Consider the following 19,471-nt stretch of genomic DNA (forward strand, 5'->3'; position numbering starts at 1 on the left):
GTGGCAATCGCCAATTTCCGCGTGAATACGTCGGGTGACGTGGATGGGACAGACGACGTCCTTCCTCTCACTGCGGCGCAGCGCGGCATGTGGTTTGCCGAGTCGCTTTCCTCCGACTATTCGGTGAACATCGCCCAGTACGTCGACATCCGGCACGAGTCCGGTGCGCTCGACTACGACCTGCTCGCCCGTTGCTGCGTCGAGGTCGGCAAACTGGTCGAGTCGCCGTACGTCCGACTGGCCGAAGTCGACGGCGTTCCGGTTCAGTACGTCGATCTGGATTTCGACCAGCAGGTCGACATCCTCGACTTGCGTCATGAGCCAGACCCCGAGGCTGCGGCCCTGGCGTGGATGCAGCAGGAGTACCGCCGTCCGGTCGACCTGCTGATCGATCAGTACATCGTCATCACGATCATCAAGGTCGCCGACGATCGCACCTTCTGGTACAACCGCGCGCACCACATCATCATCGACGGCTACGCGGCGCTGTCCATCATGCGACGCACCGTCGACCGCTACAACGCGCTTCGACGCGGCGAGCAGCCGCACGACAAGCTGCCGGCCACGATGGCCGACATCGTCGCGTACGAGGACGCCTACCGCACCAGCTCACGTCGCGACACGGACCGTGAGCACTGGCTGGAGCGGGTGACCGATCTGCCCGAACGGGTCACCTTGTCCACATCCGTCCCGTCCGCGCCGCTGTCCTTCGACAACGTCGTCGTCGGCGACGAGCTCGCGCCGGCGCTGCAAGCGCGGCTCGAAGCGATCGCCACTGACCTCAACAGCTCGATCGCGGTGGTGCTGACCGCGGCCTTCGGGGCCTTCCTGTCCCGTATGGCGGGGACCGACGACATCGTCATGAGCCTGCCGGTGACCGGCCGCGCGACCGCGAAGATCAAGGCGGCGGGCGGCATGCTGTCCAACATCCTCCCGATTCGCCTGCGTGACGTCTCCCAGCACTCCGGTCGCGACCTCATCCGATCTGCGCAGCTCGAACTGACGGGCGCGCTGCGCCACCAGCGGTATCGTTCCGACGACATCCGCCGGGATGCCGGTCTCGACGGGAGTTCGGTCTCCTTCGGTCCGACCATCAACATGGTCTTCTTCGATGATGACGTCGCGATCGACGGCACCTCGATGGAGTACCGGATTCTCACGTCCGGCATTCTCGAAGACCTGCTGATCAACCTGTACCAGTCCAGCCCCGGTGCGCCTCTGGTCGTCGACCTGCACGGCAATCCGCATCTGTACAGCTCGGCGCAGATGGCCGCTCATCACCGGCATTTCCTCGCCTTCCTGCGGCGCTTCATCGACGATGTCGACGCGCGCGTCGCCGACATCGAGTTGCTGCTGCCCGGTGAGGGCACCGCGTTGCTCCGCATGGGCACGGGGGAGCGCGTGGACTGGCCCCTGGACGGCGACGTACTCGACGCCTTCGCCGCTCGCGCACTCGAGGTGCCCGACGCGGTCGCGCTGGTCTCCGGTGATCGGCAATGGACCTACCGTGACTTCGACGTGCTGCGAAATCAGCTGGCCCACCAGTTGATCGCCGACGGTGTGCGTCCCGGTGACCGGGTTGTCGTCGCGCTGGATCGTGGTGTGGCGCAAGTGAGTTCGATCTACGCCGTGATGACTGCCGGTGCGGCCTATGTTCCGGTGGACCCGACCCAGCCCGACGAACGGCGCTGGCACATCGTCGACACCGCCCAGCCGGCTCTCGTGATCGACGAGGAGTATCTGGAGCGGGTCGGCTTCGACGCCGGCAGCGGAGTGCCCGGTCGCCCGAGTGGTCCGGTGTCGCGCCCGAAGGTGCCGGACATGCCGGCCTATGTGATCTTCACCTCCGGTTCCACCGGAACCCCCAAGGGGGTCGAGGTGCGCGCCGAGGCGGTCATCAACCGCCTGGCCTGGATGCAGCGCAACCACCCGATCTCACCCGCTGACGTCGTGCTCTACAAGACGCCGTTCACCTTCGATGTATCCGTCTGGGAACTCCTGTGGCCGCTGCAGATCGGCGCATCGATGGTGATCGCCGATCCCGGTGGCCACCGGGACCCCGACTACCTCTCCCGGCTCATCGAGGATCGCCGGATCAGTGTGCTGCACTTCGTGCCGTCGATGCTGCACGCCTACGTCGACGTCGCCCACGCCGCCGGACGCAGTCGTGCCTTCGGGGAATCCGTCCGGCAGATCTTCACCTCCGGAGAAGCGCTCGGCCGCCAGCTCGCCGATCGTGTCCTCGAACAGTCCGACGCGAAGCTGGTCAACCTCTACGGCCCCACCGAGGCGGCGGTGGACATCACCGAACATGTCGTCGCTGCTTCCGATCCGACCGTGCCGATCGGCACTCCGGTGGCGAACTCCGATGTGTACGTGCTCGATTCAGCACTTCGACCGGTGCCCAAGGGTGTTGCGGGCGAGTTGTATCTCGCGGGCTGTCAGCTCGCGTCGGGCTACGTGCGCCGCCCCGACCTGACCGCATCCAGATTCGTTGCCAATCCGTATTCACCCAAGCGTGGTCACCTCATGTACCGGACCGGTGACCTCGTACGGTGGAGCCACGACGGCGAACTGGAATACCTGGGCCGGTCCGACTTCCAGGTCAAGATCCGCGGTCAGCGTGTCGAGCTCGGCGAGATCGAGGCGGTCCTGTGCCAGATGCCGGCCGTCGAGGGCGCCGTGGTCGTGGCTCGCACGGATCTGTCGAGCGCGCCCATGCTGGTGGCATACGTCACCGCTGGTTCGGACGGGGTCGAGGATGCCGACGCGCTCGAATGGTGCCGTCGGCGTCTGCCCTCGCACATGGTGCCGGCCGGAGTCGTCGTACTCGATCGGTTCCCGGTGAACAGCTCGGGCAAGTTGGACCGGAAGGCACTACCGACCCCGGTGGTCGGACGCAGCGAGGACACCCCCTACGTCCCGCCGTCGACCCCGCTCGAGGTCAAGGTCGTCGGACTGATCGAGGAACTCCTCGGGGTCGACCGAATCGGCCTGCGCGACAACATCTTCACCCTGGGCGCCGACTCTCTGGTCGCGGCCCGTCTGGCATCCCGGCTGCGCACCGTCGGTCGCGTCGGGGTGAGTCTCACCGACATTTTCGAGAGCCGCGACGTCGGCGCGCTGATCGCGGCGGCCAAGCCGCTCGAGGGTGCCGCCGCTCAGGTTCGGCAACTGGCCCCGATGCCCCGTCCGGACCGAATTCCGTTGTCCTATCCCCAGAATCGTGTCTGGTTCATCAACCGGCTCGATCCGGCCAGTGGCGCATACAACGTTCCGGGTGCCGTCCGGCTCGGGCGCGAGGTGGATGCCGATGCGCTGTCGGCGGCGATCGCGGACGTGGTCGCCAGACACGAGCCGCTGCGGACCACATTCCCGGACCACGACGGCGAGACCTTCCAGCTGATCCACCCGGTCGCCGAGGCCGCGGCCGCCGGTCTGTTCGGGGTCGACGAGGTGGAACCGTCCGCGGTCGACGCCGCCATCCACGAACTGGCATCGGCAGGTTTCGATCTCGCCGTCGACTATCCGGTCCGGGTACGCCTGCTCCGAACGATCGACGAGGACGGGCAGCCCGACCATGTCCTGGTGCTGGTGATGCACCACATCATCAGTGACGGTGCGTCGCTGGGGCCGCTCATCAAGGATGTGCTCTCCGCTTACTTCGCGCGCGCACACGGCGTCGAGCCGGTGTGGTCGCCGCTTCCCGTGCAGTACGCCGACTTCACCCTGTGGCAGCGTGAGTTGCTGGGGGACGAGAGCGACACGTCGTCACTCGCCGGACAGCAGATCGCGTTCTGGCGCAATGAACTGCACGGAATGCCGGAGCTCATCAGCTTGCCGGCGGACCGTCCCCGGCCGACCGTGCCCACCGGCGCGGGCGGGCACTTCGACACCTGGCTCGACGCCCGGACGGTGGCGCGACTCCGCGCAGTCGCCGCCGAGTCCGAGGTCACCATCTTCGCGGTCTTCCACGCCGCCCTCGCACTGCTGCTGTCGCGCGTCTCCGACACCCGGGACATCGCCATCGGCACCGCGATCGCGGGTCGCGACGAACCCGAACTCGCCGATCTCATCGGCATGTTCGTGAACACCGTGGTGTTGCGGACCCGTATCGACCCGGATGCGACCATCGCGGAACTGCTGCGGTCGGCCCATCACACCCGGGCCCAGGCGCTGAGCAACGCCGACGTCCCGTTCGAACTGGTCGTAGACGCCGTCGGCGCGCGCCGGTCCCGGTCGCATTCACCCCTGTTCCAGGTCGAGCTGGTGCTCCAGCACGACCAGGTCGAGCAGCTGCTCGACTCCGAACCCGAACTCGACCTGATCGACGCACGTACCCCGTTCGCCAAGTACGACCTCTCGCTGAGTGTGGTCGATTTCGGCGACAGCGGTCCTCACGCGGACAAGGTCTCGATCAGCTTCACGTACGCCGAGGATCTCTTCGACCGCACGACGATCGAACGATTCGCCCGCTACTTCCACGAGGTTCTCGATGCCTTGGCCGGCTCACAGGAGGCCACCGCCTCGGCGCGGGTCGCCGACGTGTTCCGTTTCCCCGCGAGTGAACTGGCCCGCGTCGAGGAGTGGTCGGCCGGCCCGTCCGTCGAGGTGTCGCCGCAACTGATCCCGGACGCCGTGGCCGATCAGGTCCGCGCCGCGCCGGATGCGCCCGCTCTGGTCTTCGGTGACCGGACGGTGACCTACGGCGAGTTCGGCGCCCGCGTCGCGGTCCTCGCCCGTTCGTTGATCTCTGCCGGTGTCGGCCCGGATGTCGCAGTCGCGGTGTGTGTTCCGCGCTCGGTGGAGTTGCTCGTGGCCATCCATGCGATCGCCGCGGCGGGTGGTCACTATGTCCCGATCGATACCGAGGCACCGATCGAGCGCGGTGAGTACATGGTGGCGACCGCCGGGGCAGAGGTGATCGTCGTCGGTCCCGGGGTACTCCCGTCGATGGTGGCCGACCTCGGCAACCGGGTGAACGTCGTGACCGTGGACGCCGACGCCGATGTCGACCTGTCGACCCCACCGCTCTCCGCGTCCGAACGCCCGGGAGTCCTGCGTCCCGACCATGCCGTCTACACGCTCTTCACCTCGGGCTCCACCGGTCGGCCCAAGGGGGTGACGGTCTCGCACGAGGCGCTGGTGAACCGGTTGGCCTGGATGCACGACGGACATCCGCTGTCAGCGGCGGACACGGTACTCCAGAAGACGCCGGTCACCTTCGACGTCTCGGTGTGGGAACTGTTCTGGCCGTTGATGACCGGCGCTCGACTCGTGATCGCCGAACCCGGGCGGCACGGCGATCCCCGATACCTGGCCGACCTCATCGACCGGCACCGGGTCACCACGGTTCACTTCGTTCCGTCGATGCTGTCGACGTTCGTCGACGTCCTCGGCGACGCCCTCGCGGACCTCACGACGCTGCGACTCATGTTCACCTCGGGTGAGGCGCTGACGGTGACGACCGCGCAGGCCGTGATCGCGGCGCTCCCCGAGATCGGACTCCACAACCTCTACGGGCCCACCGAGGCCGCGGTCGACGTCACCGAACACACCGTCGCGCCGGGGGAGACCACGGTCCCGATCGGACGGCCCGTGTGGAACACGACCACCCGGATCCTCGACTCTCACCTGCGTCCCGTGCCCATCGGCGTCCCGGGCGAGCTGTATCTCGGCGGCGTGCAACTCGCGCGCGGCTACGCGGCCCAGGGCCGGCTGACCGCCGAGCGCTTCGTCGCGGACCCGTTCGGCGAACCCGGCGACCGGCTCTACCGCACCGGCGACCTGGTGAGGTGGAACTCTGCGGGCGGTATCGAGTACCTCGGGCGCAACGACTTCCAGGTCAAGTTGCGCGGTCAGCGTCTGGAGCTCGGCGAGATCGAGGCCGCCCTCATGTCGGTTCCGGCCATCGTGCATGCGGCTGCGACCGTGGCCGACCTCCGGGCCGGTCAGAGTCTGGTCGCCTATTACTCGCCCGACACCGTGGAACCGGATGTCGCGCAAGCTCATCTGACCGGGTTGGTGCCGGAGTACATGGTGCCGACGATCTGGATGCCGCTGGCGCAGATGCCGCTGAACTCCGCGGGCAAGGTCGACCGCAAAGCGTTGCCGGAGCCGGTGATCGAGGCCGCCGAGTTCGTGCCCCCGGCCACCGACACCGAACACGCGATCGCCGACGTCTTCGCCGATGTCCTCGGCGTGGATCAGATCAGCGTCACCGAATCGTTCTTCGACCTCGGCGGCAACTCGCTGTCCGCCACCAAGGTGGCCGCGCGGGTGTCGTCGGAACTCCAGGTCGAGATCCCGGTCGTCGCGGTCTTCGACGCCCCGTCGGTACGTCAGATGGCCGCCTTCGCCGAACACGGCGCGCCGTCTCGCCGTCCGCGGCTCGCACCTCGGCACGGCGGCCACACCGCGCCGTTGTCGCCGGTGCAGCGGGGCATGTGGCTGATCAACCGCGCCGACCCCGCCTCGCCTGCGTACAACGTGGCGATGGCTCTGCGTCTGTCTGGGCGGCTCGACACGACTGCGATCCGTGCGGCGATCGAGGACCTCGTCGAGCGTCACGAGTCGCTGCGCACCAGGTACCCGCTGGTCGACGGCGAACCCATGCAGGTGGTCCTCGAGACGAGCGCGGCCCTCGAACTGCTCGAACGGAGTGTCGTCGACGTCGAGGGTGACCCGATCCCGGTGATCGCCGAATTCACCGGTCGTGGATTCGACGTGACGGCGGCGCCGCCGCTGCGGATGGTGCTGCTCCGGTTGACCGCCGAGGAGCACATCCTCGTGTTCGTCGTCCACCACATCTCCGCCGACGGTGCGTCGATGCTGCCGCTGGCCGGTGACGTGATGACGGCGTACTCGGCCCGCGTGGCCGGGCAGCGGCCCGGCTGGGCTCCGCTCGAGGTCCAGTACCTCGACTACACGCTCTGGCAGCTCGAGTCGCTCGCGGTCATGGGTCCCGACGACACCACCGAAGCCGACCGGCAGCTCGCGTACTGGGTCGATCGCCTACGGAACGCGCCCGCCCGACTCGAGCTACCGACCGACCACGCCCGACCCCGCACGCCGTCCTTCAGCGGCGGCGAGGTGCGCTTCGAGATCGACGGGGCGCTGGTCCGCAAACTCGACACGGTCGCCCGGCACAACAACGCCACCCTGTTCATGGTGATGCAGACCGCACTGGTGGTCCTTCTGAGTCGTCTCACCACCCAGCGCGACATCGTGATCGGTACTCCGTTCGCGGGACGCGGCCAGCCCGAACTCGACGGTGTGATCGGCATGTTCGTGAACACATTGGCCCTGCGTACGCGCCTGCAGGACGAGGAGAAATTCGCCGAACTCCTGCATCGTGTCCGTGACGAGGACCTGGCGGACATGGCGAACGCCGAGATCGCATTCGATACCATCGTGTCATCTGTTCTTCATTCGCCCCCGACCAGCTACAACCCGATCTACCAGGTGATGTTCGCGTACCAGAACTTCACCATCCCCAGGCTCGACATGCACGACATGACGATCGCGCCGATATCCGAGCAGCTGACCCCAGCCAAGGTGGACTTGCAGCTCACGTTGTACCCCGACGACTTCGGCGCACCTGCAGCAAAGGACACTGATTCTATGACGGGCCAGTTGATCTACGCGGCTGATGTCTTCACCAAGGGCACCGTCGAGACCTACGCCCAGCGCTACCTGCGCGTCCTCGAAGAGGTCGCGGAGAATCCCCAGGCGCTGGTCGGCGACATCACCATCGCCACCGCTGACGAAGACGCTGCATCGCAGTCGGCGGTCCGCTCCGAGACCACCATCCCGCTGCCCGACCTGGTCGCCCGCGCCTCCGTCGCCGCGCCCGACGCCGTGGCGGCTGCGCACAGCGGCACCGAGGTGACCTTCGCGGTCCTGTCCTCGATGTGCGATGCCATGGCCGCCGCGCTCCCGGATCCGGATTCTGCGCTGGCCACCGCACTGATGAGCCTCATGCCCGGCCTGGCGGCGTCCTCCCCGGATGCACTCGGTGAGGTGCTCGCCGGGCTCCGCACCAACGCCGCGACCGCGATCGAGTCCTTTGCCGGCGGTGGCGTTCCGCACGGCAACGATGCCTTTCCGCCGACCGAAGGAATGACCCAGACGTGACCGATGTCGAATCAACAGCCTCTGACATCTCTCTCACCTGGGGCTCGCGGCCTTCGACACTTCACCTGATCGCTTTCGCGGCCAGCGTCGCGCCCGCTCAGACTGCCTATGAGTCGGCGTCCGGTCCGGTCACCTTCGGTGAGCTCTACAGCCGTGTCTCGACCACGGCCGGGATCTTCGCCGCCCAGGGCCTCGACACCGAGGCCGCGGTCGGTGCCGGCGTCACCCAGACCGAGGCGGCTGCGGGACGGTCACCGGCCGACATCGCCGACGCCACCCGCCACGCCGTCGCGCACATGCGCGCCCGTGCTCTCGAACTCGTCGGCAGCCCCGACCTCGGTTCGATCACCGGACTGTTCCGGTCCGCCGTCACCCGGCACGGTGACCGGCCGGCCGTCAGTGATTCCGCCGGGACGCCGCTGACCTACCGCGAACTCGACGAGCGCACCGACGAGCTGGCGCGCGGCCTGCGGGCGGCGGGCGCCGCTCCCGGCGAGCTCGTCGGCGTCGCACTGGCCCGGCGGACCGAACTGGTCGTCGCCCTGCTGGCCATCCTGAAGACCGGAGCGGCCTACCTCCCGCTCGATCGATCGCAGCCGGTCGCCCGTGCCGCGTCGATCGTCGACGACGCGCAGCCTCTGCTGGTGCTCGCCGACGAGGACATCGCGCACACCTGGGCCGAGATCGACACCCGGTTCGCGGCACCCGCCGACATCGTCGCCGCGAATCCGCGGGGACCGGAGGGAGATGACGCGCCCGCGGTTCTCGACGACCGCCTGCCCGCCTACCTGATCTACACCTCGGGCTCGACGGGTAGGCCCAAGGGCGTCGTCGTCTCCCATCACGAGGTCGTCGCCCTGATGAAGGCCGCGGCCGAGGAATTCACGTTCGGTGAGACGGATGTGTGGACCCTCTTCCACAGCTACGCCTTCGATTTCTCGGTGTGGGAACTCTGGGGACCCTTGATCACGGGCGGTCACGTGGTCGTTGTCGACCAGGACACGACCCGAGATCCCGACGCCTTCCTGGAGCTGCTCGTCGATCGCGGCGTCACCGTGCTCAGCCAGACGCCCTCGGCGTTCTACCAGCTCATCGCCGCACAGCGTCGCCGTCGCGCCGAACTCGACCTTCGTTATGTCGTATTCGGTGGCGAGGCACTGAGTTTCGAGCAGGTACGGCGTTGGTTCGACGACAACCCGGACGACCGCGCCCAGCTGGTCAACATGTACGGCATCACCGAGACCACGGTGCACGTCAGCTACCGGCCGCTCGACCGTGAATCGGTGTCGGCGGGAGATGCGTCGTTCATCGGCCGTCCACTGTCCGATCTCGAGATCCACATCCTCGACTCACGGTTGCGCCCGGTGCCCGAAGGGGTCATCGGTGAGATCTATGTGACCGGTGACCAGCTCGCACAGGGTTACCGGGAACGGTACGGGCTCACCGCAACCCGCTTCGTCGCCAACCCGTTCGCGGATGCCGCTGCCACGGGCAGCCGCATGTACCGCACCGGCGACCTCGCGCGCCGCGTCGGCGACGACATCGAATACCTCGGCCGCGGCGACGCCCAGGTGCAGCTGCGCGGGTTCCGTATCGAGTACGGCGAGATCGAGGCCGCACTCCTCGGCGTCGAGGGTGTCGCCGCGGCGGCCGCGCACGTCGTCGAGCTGCCCGAGCGCGGCGAGATCCTCGCCGGTTACGTGGTCGCCGAACCCGGTGTCGAGATCGACGAGCAGGCGGTTCGCCGCCGGGTGGCCATCGCCGTACCCGAGTACATGGTCCCGGATGTGGTGGTGTCGCTCGAGCGGATACCACTGACCCAGAACGGCAAGCTGGACCGTAAGTCGCTGCCACGCCCCCGACTTGCCGCGACGACGGAGTTCATCGCACCGGCGAACGACACCGAAGCGGCTCTCAAGGAGATCTTCGTCGATGTCCTCGGACTCGAGGACATCAGCGTCGTCGAGTCGGTGTTCGACGTCGGCGGCAACTCGCTACTCGCCGCCCGGATCGTGGGCCGCGCCACCGAGTCGCTGGGCGTCGACCTGACCGTGCGCGATCTGTTCGACGCACCGACCATCCGCGACCTCGCGGAGGCCGCCGGATCCAAGATGCCGGCACTGCCCCCGATCGAGCCGGTGGCCGACCGCCCCGCGCGAATTCCGCTTTCCCTTGCCCAGCAACGGATGTGGTTCATCAACCGGTTCGATCCGGCGTCGCCTGCCTACAACATCCCGATGGTGCTCCGGTTGTCCGGCGACGTCGACGCCGAGGCGCTCCGGCGCGCACTGCTCGACGTCATGGCGCGTCACGAGGTGCTGCGGACCACGTACCCGGAGATCGATGGTGACGCCCATCAGCTGGTACACGACACCGATGCCGCGGAGGTGATGCTCGACTGGCGATCGGTCTCCGAGGGCGACCTGCCGGAGTTGATGCTGACCGGATTCGATCTCGTCGCCGAACTGCCGGTTCGAGTAGGACTGGCACGGTTGTCGGAATCCGAGGCGGTCCTGGGTCTGGTGGCCCACCACATCGCCTGCGACGGCGAATCGCTCGCACCACTGGTCACGGACCTGATCACGGCGTACACCGCGCGCGTCGCCGGTGCGCCGCCGCAGTTCGCGCCGCTTCCGGTGCAGATGGCCGATGTCGCCCTGTGGCAGCAGGACGTGCTCGGTTCGGCCACCGACGAGACGTCGATGATCGGTGCCCAGTTGGAGTACTGGGCACGCCAGCTCGACGGCGCCCCCGATGTCCTCGACCTGCCGACCGACCGGCCGCGTCCGGCCGTCGCCTCACTGCGCGGCGCCCGTATCGAATTCGTCGTCCCGCAGGAGATCTCGGAGCGCGTCTCGCGGATCGCCCGTGACCACGGTGCGAGCCCGTTCATGGTCGCCCACGCGGCGCTGGCGGTGCTGCTGAGCAAACTGTCGGCCGGCGAGGACATCACCGTCGGCACCCCGATCGCAGGCCGTGGGCAGTCGATCCTCGACCCGATGGTCGGCATGTTCGTCAACACGCTGATCCTCCGGACCGACACCGACGCACGGCAGACCTTCGAGCAGTTGCTCGACCAGGTGCGCCGGACCGATCTCGAGGCATTCGCCAACGCGGACATCCCGTTCGAGGCCGTCGTCGAACGGGTCAATCCCGTACGCACCGAGGCGTACGCACCGCTGGCGCAGGTCTGGCTGTCCTTCGATCAGTCCGCGATCGCCGAATTGGCCTCGGAGACCTTGACGGTGGGGGAGAGCGGCGGACTGCACGTCACCCCGGTCGAGCCGCACGACATCGCCGCGAAGGTCGATCTCACCGTCGGGATCGCCGACAACGGCGACACCTGGACGGGTTCGGTGGTGTACGCCACCGACATCTACGACGCGGATTCGGTTCGCGGTTTCGCCGACCGGTTCGTGCGTGTCCTCGACGAACTGACCGCCCGGCCGGGCGCGGTCGTGGGCGACATCCACCTCGTCACGAGCGCCGAATCGCAGCTGCTCGAGTCGTGGACGACCGGACCGCGACTCGAGGTCCCGGTCCGCACCGTCGCGGAGGCCCTGGCCGAGTCGTTCGTGACGAACGCGACCCGGGTCGCCGTCCACGACGGCGGTCGTGAACTGAACTTCGCCGAGTACGGCGCATTGGTGAACGCCTTCGCCGATGTCCTGACCGACGCCGGTGTCGGCCCCGATGTGGCTGTCGCCGTTTGTGTTCCGCGTTCGGTCGAGATGCTCGTCGCCGTCCACGGCAGCGTGCTCGCCGGTGGACACCACGTGCCCGTCGATCCCGAGGCACCGGCGGACGTCGTCCGTCACCAGCTCGCGATGTCGGGCGCGGAGATCATGGTGGTCGCGAGCGAGGCGCCCGCCGTGGTCGCCGATCTCGATGACACCGTCACCGTCATCACCGTCGACCCCGTGTCCCTCGCGGCGTCGGAACCGGCCCCCGCCGCCGCTCGGCGGCGCGCGGCGCCGCACCTCGACAGCCCGGCCTACACGTTGTTCACCTCCGGCTCGACCGGGCGACCCAAGGGTGTCACCGTCACCCACCGCGGCCTGAACGCGATGCTGGGCTGGTTCGGGGCGCACGTCGGCGATCCCGCGCAGGAACGTGTGCTCGTCAAGACGCCGTACACCTTCGATGCCTCGGTGTGGGAGTTGTTCTGGCCCTTCATCGCCGGCGCGCGAGCAGTTCTCGCTGCCCCGGACGGTCACCGGGACCCGGCGCACCTGGCCCGCGTGATCGCCGACCAGCAGGTGACCAGCGTCCAGTTCGTCCCCTCGCTGCTCGCCGTCTTCCTCGACGAGACCTTCGACGCCCCTGCCTCTCTGCAGTCGGTGCGCCAGGTCTTCACCGGTGGTGAGGCGCTGACCCCGGCACTGACCCAGCAGACTCTCGCCGCGGCACCGCGTGCGGTGATCGTCAATCAGTACGGTCCCACCGAGATGACCGTCGACGCGACGGTCCGCACGTTCTCCGAACCGGTGGACGTCGTCACGATCGGCCGTCCCGCGCCCGGTCTCACGGCCCGCATCCTCGACTCCCGTCTACGTCCGGTCCCGCCGCGTGTGGCCGGCGAGCTGTACCTCGGCGGCGTCCAGACGGCGCGCGGTTACGCGTCTGCGCCCGGACTGACCTCCGCGTCCTTCGTGGCCGATCCGACCGGCCCGGCCGGCGCGCGGCTCTACCGCACGGGCGACCTCGCGCGCTGGCGGTCGGACGGCGAGATCGAGTACCTCGGCCGAAGCGACTTCCAGGTCAAGATCCACGGTCAGCGAATCGAACTCGGCGAGATCGAGGCCGTGCTCGGCGCGGCGCCGGGCGTGGTGCAGGCCGTTGCCGCGGTCGTGGCCACCGGCGCAGGCGACGCGCTCGTGGCCTACCTCGTGGGTCATCCCGGTACCGCTCCCGACGCCGACGAGGTGCGCGCGTACGCCACCGAACGTCTTCTCGCACACCTGCGCCCGAGCCTGTGGATGGTTCTCGAGGACCTGCCGCGCAATGCCTCCGGCAAGGTCGACCGACTGTCCCTGCCCGCGCCGGTGGTGAGTGAGGCCGAGATCGTCGAGCCGGCGACCCCCGCCGAACGTGCCATCGCCGCCGTGGTGGCGGAGGTTCTCGGGGTGCCCGAGGTTTCCGTGGTCGAATCGTTCTTCGACCTCGGCGGCAACTCCCTCGCCGCCATGCGCGTCGCTGCCCGAGCTGGTGCCGCCCTCGGTGTCGAGGTCAGCGTCCGCGACCTGTTCGAAGCGCCCAGTGTGCGCGAACTCGCCCAGCGCGTGGCCGGCCGGGTCCCCGGTCTGCCACCGGTCACGGCGGTGCGCCCTCGTCCCGACGAGATCCCGCTGTCCTATGCGCAGCAACGGATCTGGTTCATCAACCAGTTCGACACCAGCTCGCCGGCCTACAACATCCCGATCGCCCTGCGGTTGCGGGGCAAGCTCGACCTGGCCGCGCTGCGCTCGGCGATGGTCGATCTGGTGGAACGCCAGGAGGTGCTCCGCACGGTCTTCCCGTCGGTCGAGGGATCACCGCGCCAGGTCATCGGTGACGCCACCACTGCCGCAGCCGATCTGGACTGGGCGACGGTCGATGCCGAGTCAGATCTGTTCGTCGCCGCCGCAACAGGTTTCGACGTCACCGTCGAACGGCCGATTCGCGTTCGCGTCCACCGCGTCGACGACCTCGAGCACATCGTCCTGATCGTCCTGCACCACATCGCCGGCGACGGCGAGTCGATGCGTCCGCTGGTGACCGATGTCGTGACCGCCTATGTGGCCCGTTCCCAGGGTCGCGCACCGCACTTCGACGAACTCGACGTGCAGTTCGCCGACGTCGCGCTCTGGCAGCGGCGTGAGCTGGGTCTGGTGTCGGATCCGGAGTCCCGGGTCGCGGCGCAACTCGACTACTGGCGTACCCAGCTTGCCGGATTGCCCGACGTCCTGGCCCTCCCCACGGACCGGCCCCGGCCGCACGTCGCATCGATGCGGGGTGCCGAGGTCGAATTCGAGATCCCAGCCGCCACCGCCGAACTCGTGCGGAAGGTGGCCGCCGAGCGTGGCGTCACCGAGTTCATGGTCGTCCACGCGGCGCTCGCCGTGCTGTTCGCGCGTCTGTCGTCCACCGACGACATCGCGATCGGCACCCCGATCGCGGGACGCGGCGACGCCGCGCTCGATCCGCTCGTCGGCATGTTCGTCAACACGCTGGTCCTGCGGACCGCGGTCGACGCGGACGCCCGGTTCGCCGAGTTGCTCGACGCCGTCCGGGTCGTGGACCTCGACGCCTTTGCACACGCGGATGCGCCTTTCGAGGCTGTCGTCGACGCCGTGGCACCGGTCCGTTCGGAGGCCTTCGCGCCCCTCACCCAGATCCTGCTCACCTTCGATCCCGAGGTCACCGAACCGTCGGCACTGCTGGCCGACATCGACGATCTCGCCGTCGAACTGGTCGACACCCCGGAGACCTCGGCGAAGGTCGACCTCACGGTCGGACTCCGTGGTGGCCGAGGCGGAGTGTGGATCGGCCGCGCCAACTACGCCGAGGACCTGTTCGACGCGACCACCGTCGAACGCATGATGGCGCGTTACGCGATGCTGCTCCATGCGCTGGTCGCCGACGTGGACGTCGCCGTCGGTGATGTCGCACTCCTCGACCCCGCCGAGCACGCACAGCTCGCCCCGGTGGGTCGCGTCCCCGCGGCCCCGGCGGTGCCGCTCGCCCAACTGTTCGCCGAGACCGCCGCGCGTGTCCCGGAGAACCTGGCGGTCGGTGATCTCGACCGTGCACTCACCTACGGGGAACTCGACGCCGAATCCAACCGTCTCGCAAGGTATCTGCTCGCGCGCGGCATCGGCCGCGGAAGTCTTGTCGCGCTGGTGATCCCGCGCTCGGTCGACCTGATGGTCGCCATCTGGGCCGTCACCAAGACCGGGGCCGGTTACGTGCCGATCGACCCCGATTACCCGGCGGACCGCGTCACCCACATGATGACCGACTCCGGCGCAGGGGTCGGGCTCACCGTGTCCGGCGCCGCCGACGTCGAGGCATTCGGTGGCGAATGGACCTACCTCGACGCCCCGGATGTCGTGACAAGCGTTGCCCGGCACTCGGATACGACCATCGCCGACGCCGAACGCGGGGCGCGCATCGACGTGGCCGACACCGCCTACGTCATCTACACGTCCGGGTCGACCGGTCTCCCCAAGGGCGTCACGGTCACCCACGGCGGACTCCGCAACTTCGGGTTCGAGGCGGCCAAGCGGTCGGGGATCGTCGAGGCCTCACGGGTGCTCGGCTTCGCGTCGCCGAGCTTCGACGCCTTCGTCCTGGAGTACCTGCTGGCCTTCACCGCAGGCGCGTCGGTCATCTACCGCCACCGGGATGCGGTGGCGGGTGCGCCACTTCAGGAGTTCATGCGTGAACAGCACATCACCCACACCTTCCTGACGCCCACGGTGCTCGCGTCCCTGGACCCGGCCGAACTGCCGGACCTGTACACCGTCTACGCCGGCGGCGAGGCGGTGCCGGAGTCCCTTCGTGAGCGGTGGGCGCCGCTGATGCGGTTCCAGAACCTCTACGGTCCGACCGAGACCACCATCGGCGTCACCATCGGTGTGCCGATGCGGTCCGACGAACCGGTCCTCATCGGGCCGCCCATCGACGGAATCGACCTCCTCGTCCTCGATTCCCGGCTGCACACCGTGCCCGTCGGTGTCGCGGGTGAGCTCTACGTCAGCGGACCCGCTCTCGCGCAGGGTTATCTCAACCGCCCGGGACTCACCGCCGAACGTTTCGTCGCGAACCCGTTCGGGACACCCGGCGACCGGATGTACCGCACCGGCGACGTCGTGCGCTGGGTCGTCGAAGCCGACGGCACGCTGTCGGTGGACTATGTCGGACGAAGCGACGACCAGATCAAGCTCCGTGGCCTGCGTATCGAACTCGGCGAGATCGAGAGCGCACTGACCGATCATCCCGCGGTCGCCTCCGCGGTCGTCGTCGGAGTCGGGGCAGACGGTCAGCTGGCGTCGAGCGGACAGTCCGTGGTGTCGGCGCTCGCGGCCTACGTCGTGCTCGCATCCGAGGTCGAACTCGGCTCGCTGCGTGACCATCTCGCGGCACGCCTGCCGTTGTTCATGGTGCCTGCCAGCATCGGTGTCCTCGACGAGCTCCCGCTGACCCCGGTCGGCAAGCTGGATCGCCGGGCCCTGCCCGCACCCACCATCGACGTCGAATCCGATCACGTCGAACCCGAGACGCCGACCGAACAGCAGCTCGCCGCGATCATCGCCGGCCTTCTCGGGCTCGAGCGGATCAGCGTCACCGATTCCTTCTTCGCCCTGGGTGGCGACTCGATCATGTCGATCCAGGTCGCCTCGGGCGCCCGCGCGGCGGGCATCGAGGTCACGCCGCGAGACATCTTCGAGCACAAGACCGTTCGCGGCATTGCCCGCGCGATCGGCAGCCGGACCGATCGGGTCCCGGCGCTCGAGGAACTGCCCGGCGGCGGGACCGGACCGATGGTCGTGCCCCCGGTGGTCTCCTGGGCGCTCGAGCTCACCGATCGTGTCGAGGATTTCGCCGATTTCTCCCAGTCGATGGTCCTGACCGCACCGGACGAGCTGACCGCCGACGTCGCGGCCGAGCTCCTCGCGCAGGTCGTCGCGGCTCACCCGATGCTCGGCGCAGCCGTCGAACCCGGCGACGAACCGGGTGCGTGGGCCCTGCGCACAGGCGTGGCGCCGCTCGACGCCGCCGCGGTGTCCGGGCGCACGAGTCCGGTCCGCATCGGCGAAGCCGGCTTCGAGGAGGTCCTCGTGGAGGCCTTCGAGGAGGCCTCGCGTCGTCTGGATCCCACTCGCGGACAGCTGGTCTCGGCAGTTCTGGTCGCCGACCCCGACGGACACCGACGACTCGTCGTCGTGATCCACCACCTCGGTGTCGACGCCGTCTCGTGGCGGGTGATCATCGAGGACCTGCTCACCGCCTGGGCCCAGCGCAACAGCGGCGCCCCCTACGAACTGCGGCCCGAGGGGACGTCGGCGCGCGCATTCGTCGCGGCGCTGGACGCCCAGCGTGCCGACCGCACAGTCGAACTCGGCTACTGGCTTGCCCGCTCGCCACGCACGGCGACCGATCTCGGCGGAGAACTCGATCGCGCCCGTGACCGGATGTCGACCACCGAGACCTATGTGCACACCGTCGACTCCTCGGTCACCGAGGCGTTGCTCACGACCGTTCCCACCGCGTTCCGCGGAAACGTCAACGACGCCCTCGTCGGCGCTCTCGCGCGCGCCGTCCGGGCGTGGCAGAAGGCCCGGGGTATCGCCGACGATCATCCGGTGACCATCATGCTCGAAGGTCACGGGCGCTACGAGGAAGCGTTGCTCCACGGGCCCGGCGCCCGATCGGTGGACCTCTCCCGCACGGTGGGATGGTTCACCACCATCGCGCCGGTGGCCGTCGACGTCCACGGCACCGCCATCCGAACCGTGAAAGCCGCCAAGGAAGAACGGGTCGGCCAGCCCGACAACGGCATCGGCTACGGGCTGTTGCGCTACGCCGGCACCGAACTGTCACGGCGCCCGTTGCCGAGTATCGGGTTCAACTATCTGGGCAACGTCGCCGGGACCGGTGCCGACGCGGTCGGCGCCGAGAGTGATGCCGCGGGACTCGCCTTCCTGCCCGATCCGGCCGCGCCCCGTCTGCCCGGCACGGTGACCGGGGCGATGGTGGCGCCCAACGTCCTCAGCATCAATGCCGGCACCACCGTGTCGGCGCAGGGCCGCGAGTTCGTGGCCGGATTCTCCTTCCCGCGTGCGGTTCTCGATGTCGAGGCAGTAGCCGATCTGGCACAGCTCTGGGACGCCGAACTCGCCGACGTGGTCGCCGAGGTCGCGCGCGTGGGCGACCCCGGACTGTCGCCGTCCGACGTCGTGGGTGCCCGCCTCACCCAGGACGACCTCGACACGCTCGCCCGCCGATTCCCGGGCGCCGATGTCTGGCCGTTGTCGCCGCTGCAGCGCGGCCTCCAGTTCCAGGCCGAGCTCGCCGCGGCGGGCCGTGATGCCGGTGCGGTGGACGTGTACACGGCGCAGGCCGTGCTCACGCTGAGGGGCGAGGTCGACGCGCAGCGCCTGTCCGATGCCGTGCGCGAGGTGTTCGCACACCACCGCGTCCTGCGGTCGAGCTTCGTCCGCGTCCCGAGCGGCGAGGTCGTCGCTGTGGTACCCGAGACCGTCGACATCCCCTGGCGCATCGTCGATCTCGACTCGACCGCCACGGACGGGGTCGAGGCTGTCGCCGAGTCCGAGCGCGGCGTGCCGTTCGACCTCGAGTCCGGACCGCTCATGCGGTTCGTGCTCGTCCGTCGTGGCGATACCTCGACCCTCGTGGTCACCAGTCATCACATCCTCATCGACGGCTGGTCGAGCCCGCTGATCCTCGCCGACCTGTTCGCGCTGTACGCGACCGGCCAGACCTACACCGGAACCGTTGCGGCGCAGTCGGGTAGCGAGGGCGACTACCTCGACTACCTGCGCCACATCGCGGCCTCCGACACCGAGGCCGGCCTCGCCGCATGGCGGTCGGTCCTCGAGATCGTCGAGGAGCCGACACTGGTCGGCGCCGGTCGCGAGGCGACCACCGATCAGCTGCCGCGCGACGCCAGCACGATGCTCTCGCCGGAGCTGACCGCAGCCATCGAGGACCTCACCCGGGCGAGCGGCGTGACCGTGTCGACCGTCATGCAGTTCGCGTGGGCGGTTCTGCTGTCGCGGATCACCGGTCAGCGTGCCGTGGTCTTCGGTGAGACCGTCTCCGGACGCCCGGCAGATCTCGACGGGGTCGAGACCATGGTGGGTCTGTTCATCAACACCCTGCCCGCGGTGGCGGACGTCGATCCGAACGCGACCGCCGCGCAGGTCCTGTCGGCCATGCAGGCTGCCAAGGTCAAGGTTCTCGACCACCAGCATCTGGGTCTACCGGAGCTGACCGCGCTCGTGGGACGCGGGCAGCTGTTCGACACCCTGACGGTCCACGAGTCGTATCCCGTGGACGCGCAGTCGCTCAAACAGGGCGCCGACGCCGGCGGCATCGGCGTCGAAGACCTCCAGGCGAGCGACTCGACGCACTACCCGCTCAACCTGGTCACCGGAGTCATCGGGGACCGGTTCGAGCTGAAGCTCAAATACCTTCCCGCCGCCTTCACCGACCGTCAGGTCGATGTCTACGCGCAGGCTCTGATCCGGATCCTGTCCGCCGTGGTCGCCGACCCGTCGGTCGAGGTCGGTTCGATCACGCTTCTCGACGAGGAGGAGTACCGTCGCGG

2 protein-coding genes (1 of these 2 running past the window's edge) are annotated in these 19,471 nt (G+C 68.6%); both read left to right on the plus strand.

The window, feature by feature from the left end; all coding sequences use genetic code 11:
* Positions 1 to 8,136, plus strand: coding sequence for an amino acid adenylation domain-containing protein (locus tag NWF34_RS04185; RefSeq protein WP_258324279.1), 8,136 nt, complete (start codon positions 1 to 3; stop codon positions 8,134 to 8,136).
* Positions 8,133 to 19,471 carry the start of a non-ribosomal peptide synthase/polyketide synthase gene (locus NWF34_RS04190; RefSeq protein ID WP_375295620.1) on the plus strand. 16,942 nt of this gene lie beyond the right edge of the window, so 11,339 of the gene's 28,281 nt are visible here — the first part of the coding sequence; the start codon lies at positions 8,133 to 8,135; the stop codon falls past the right edge of the window. The genes NWF34_RS04185 and NWF34_RS04190 overlap by 4 nt, the downstream gene beginning before the upstream one ends.

The organism is Gordonia sp. GONU, from assembly GCF_024733855.1.
Lineage (GTDB): Bacteria > Actinomycetota > Actinomycetes > Mycobacteriales > Mycobacteriaceae > Gordonia > Gordonia amicalis.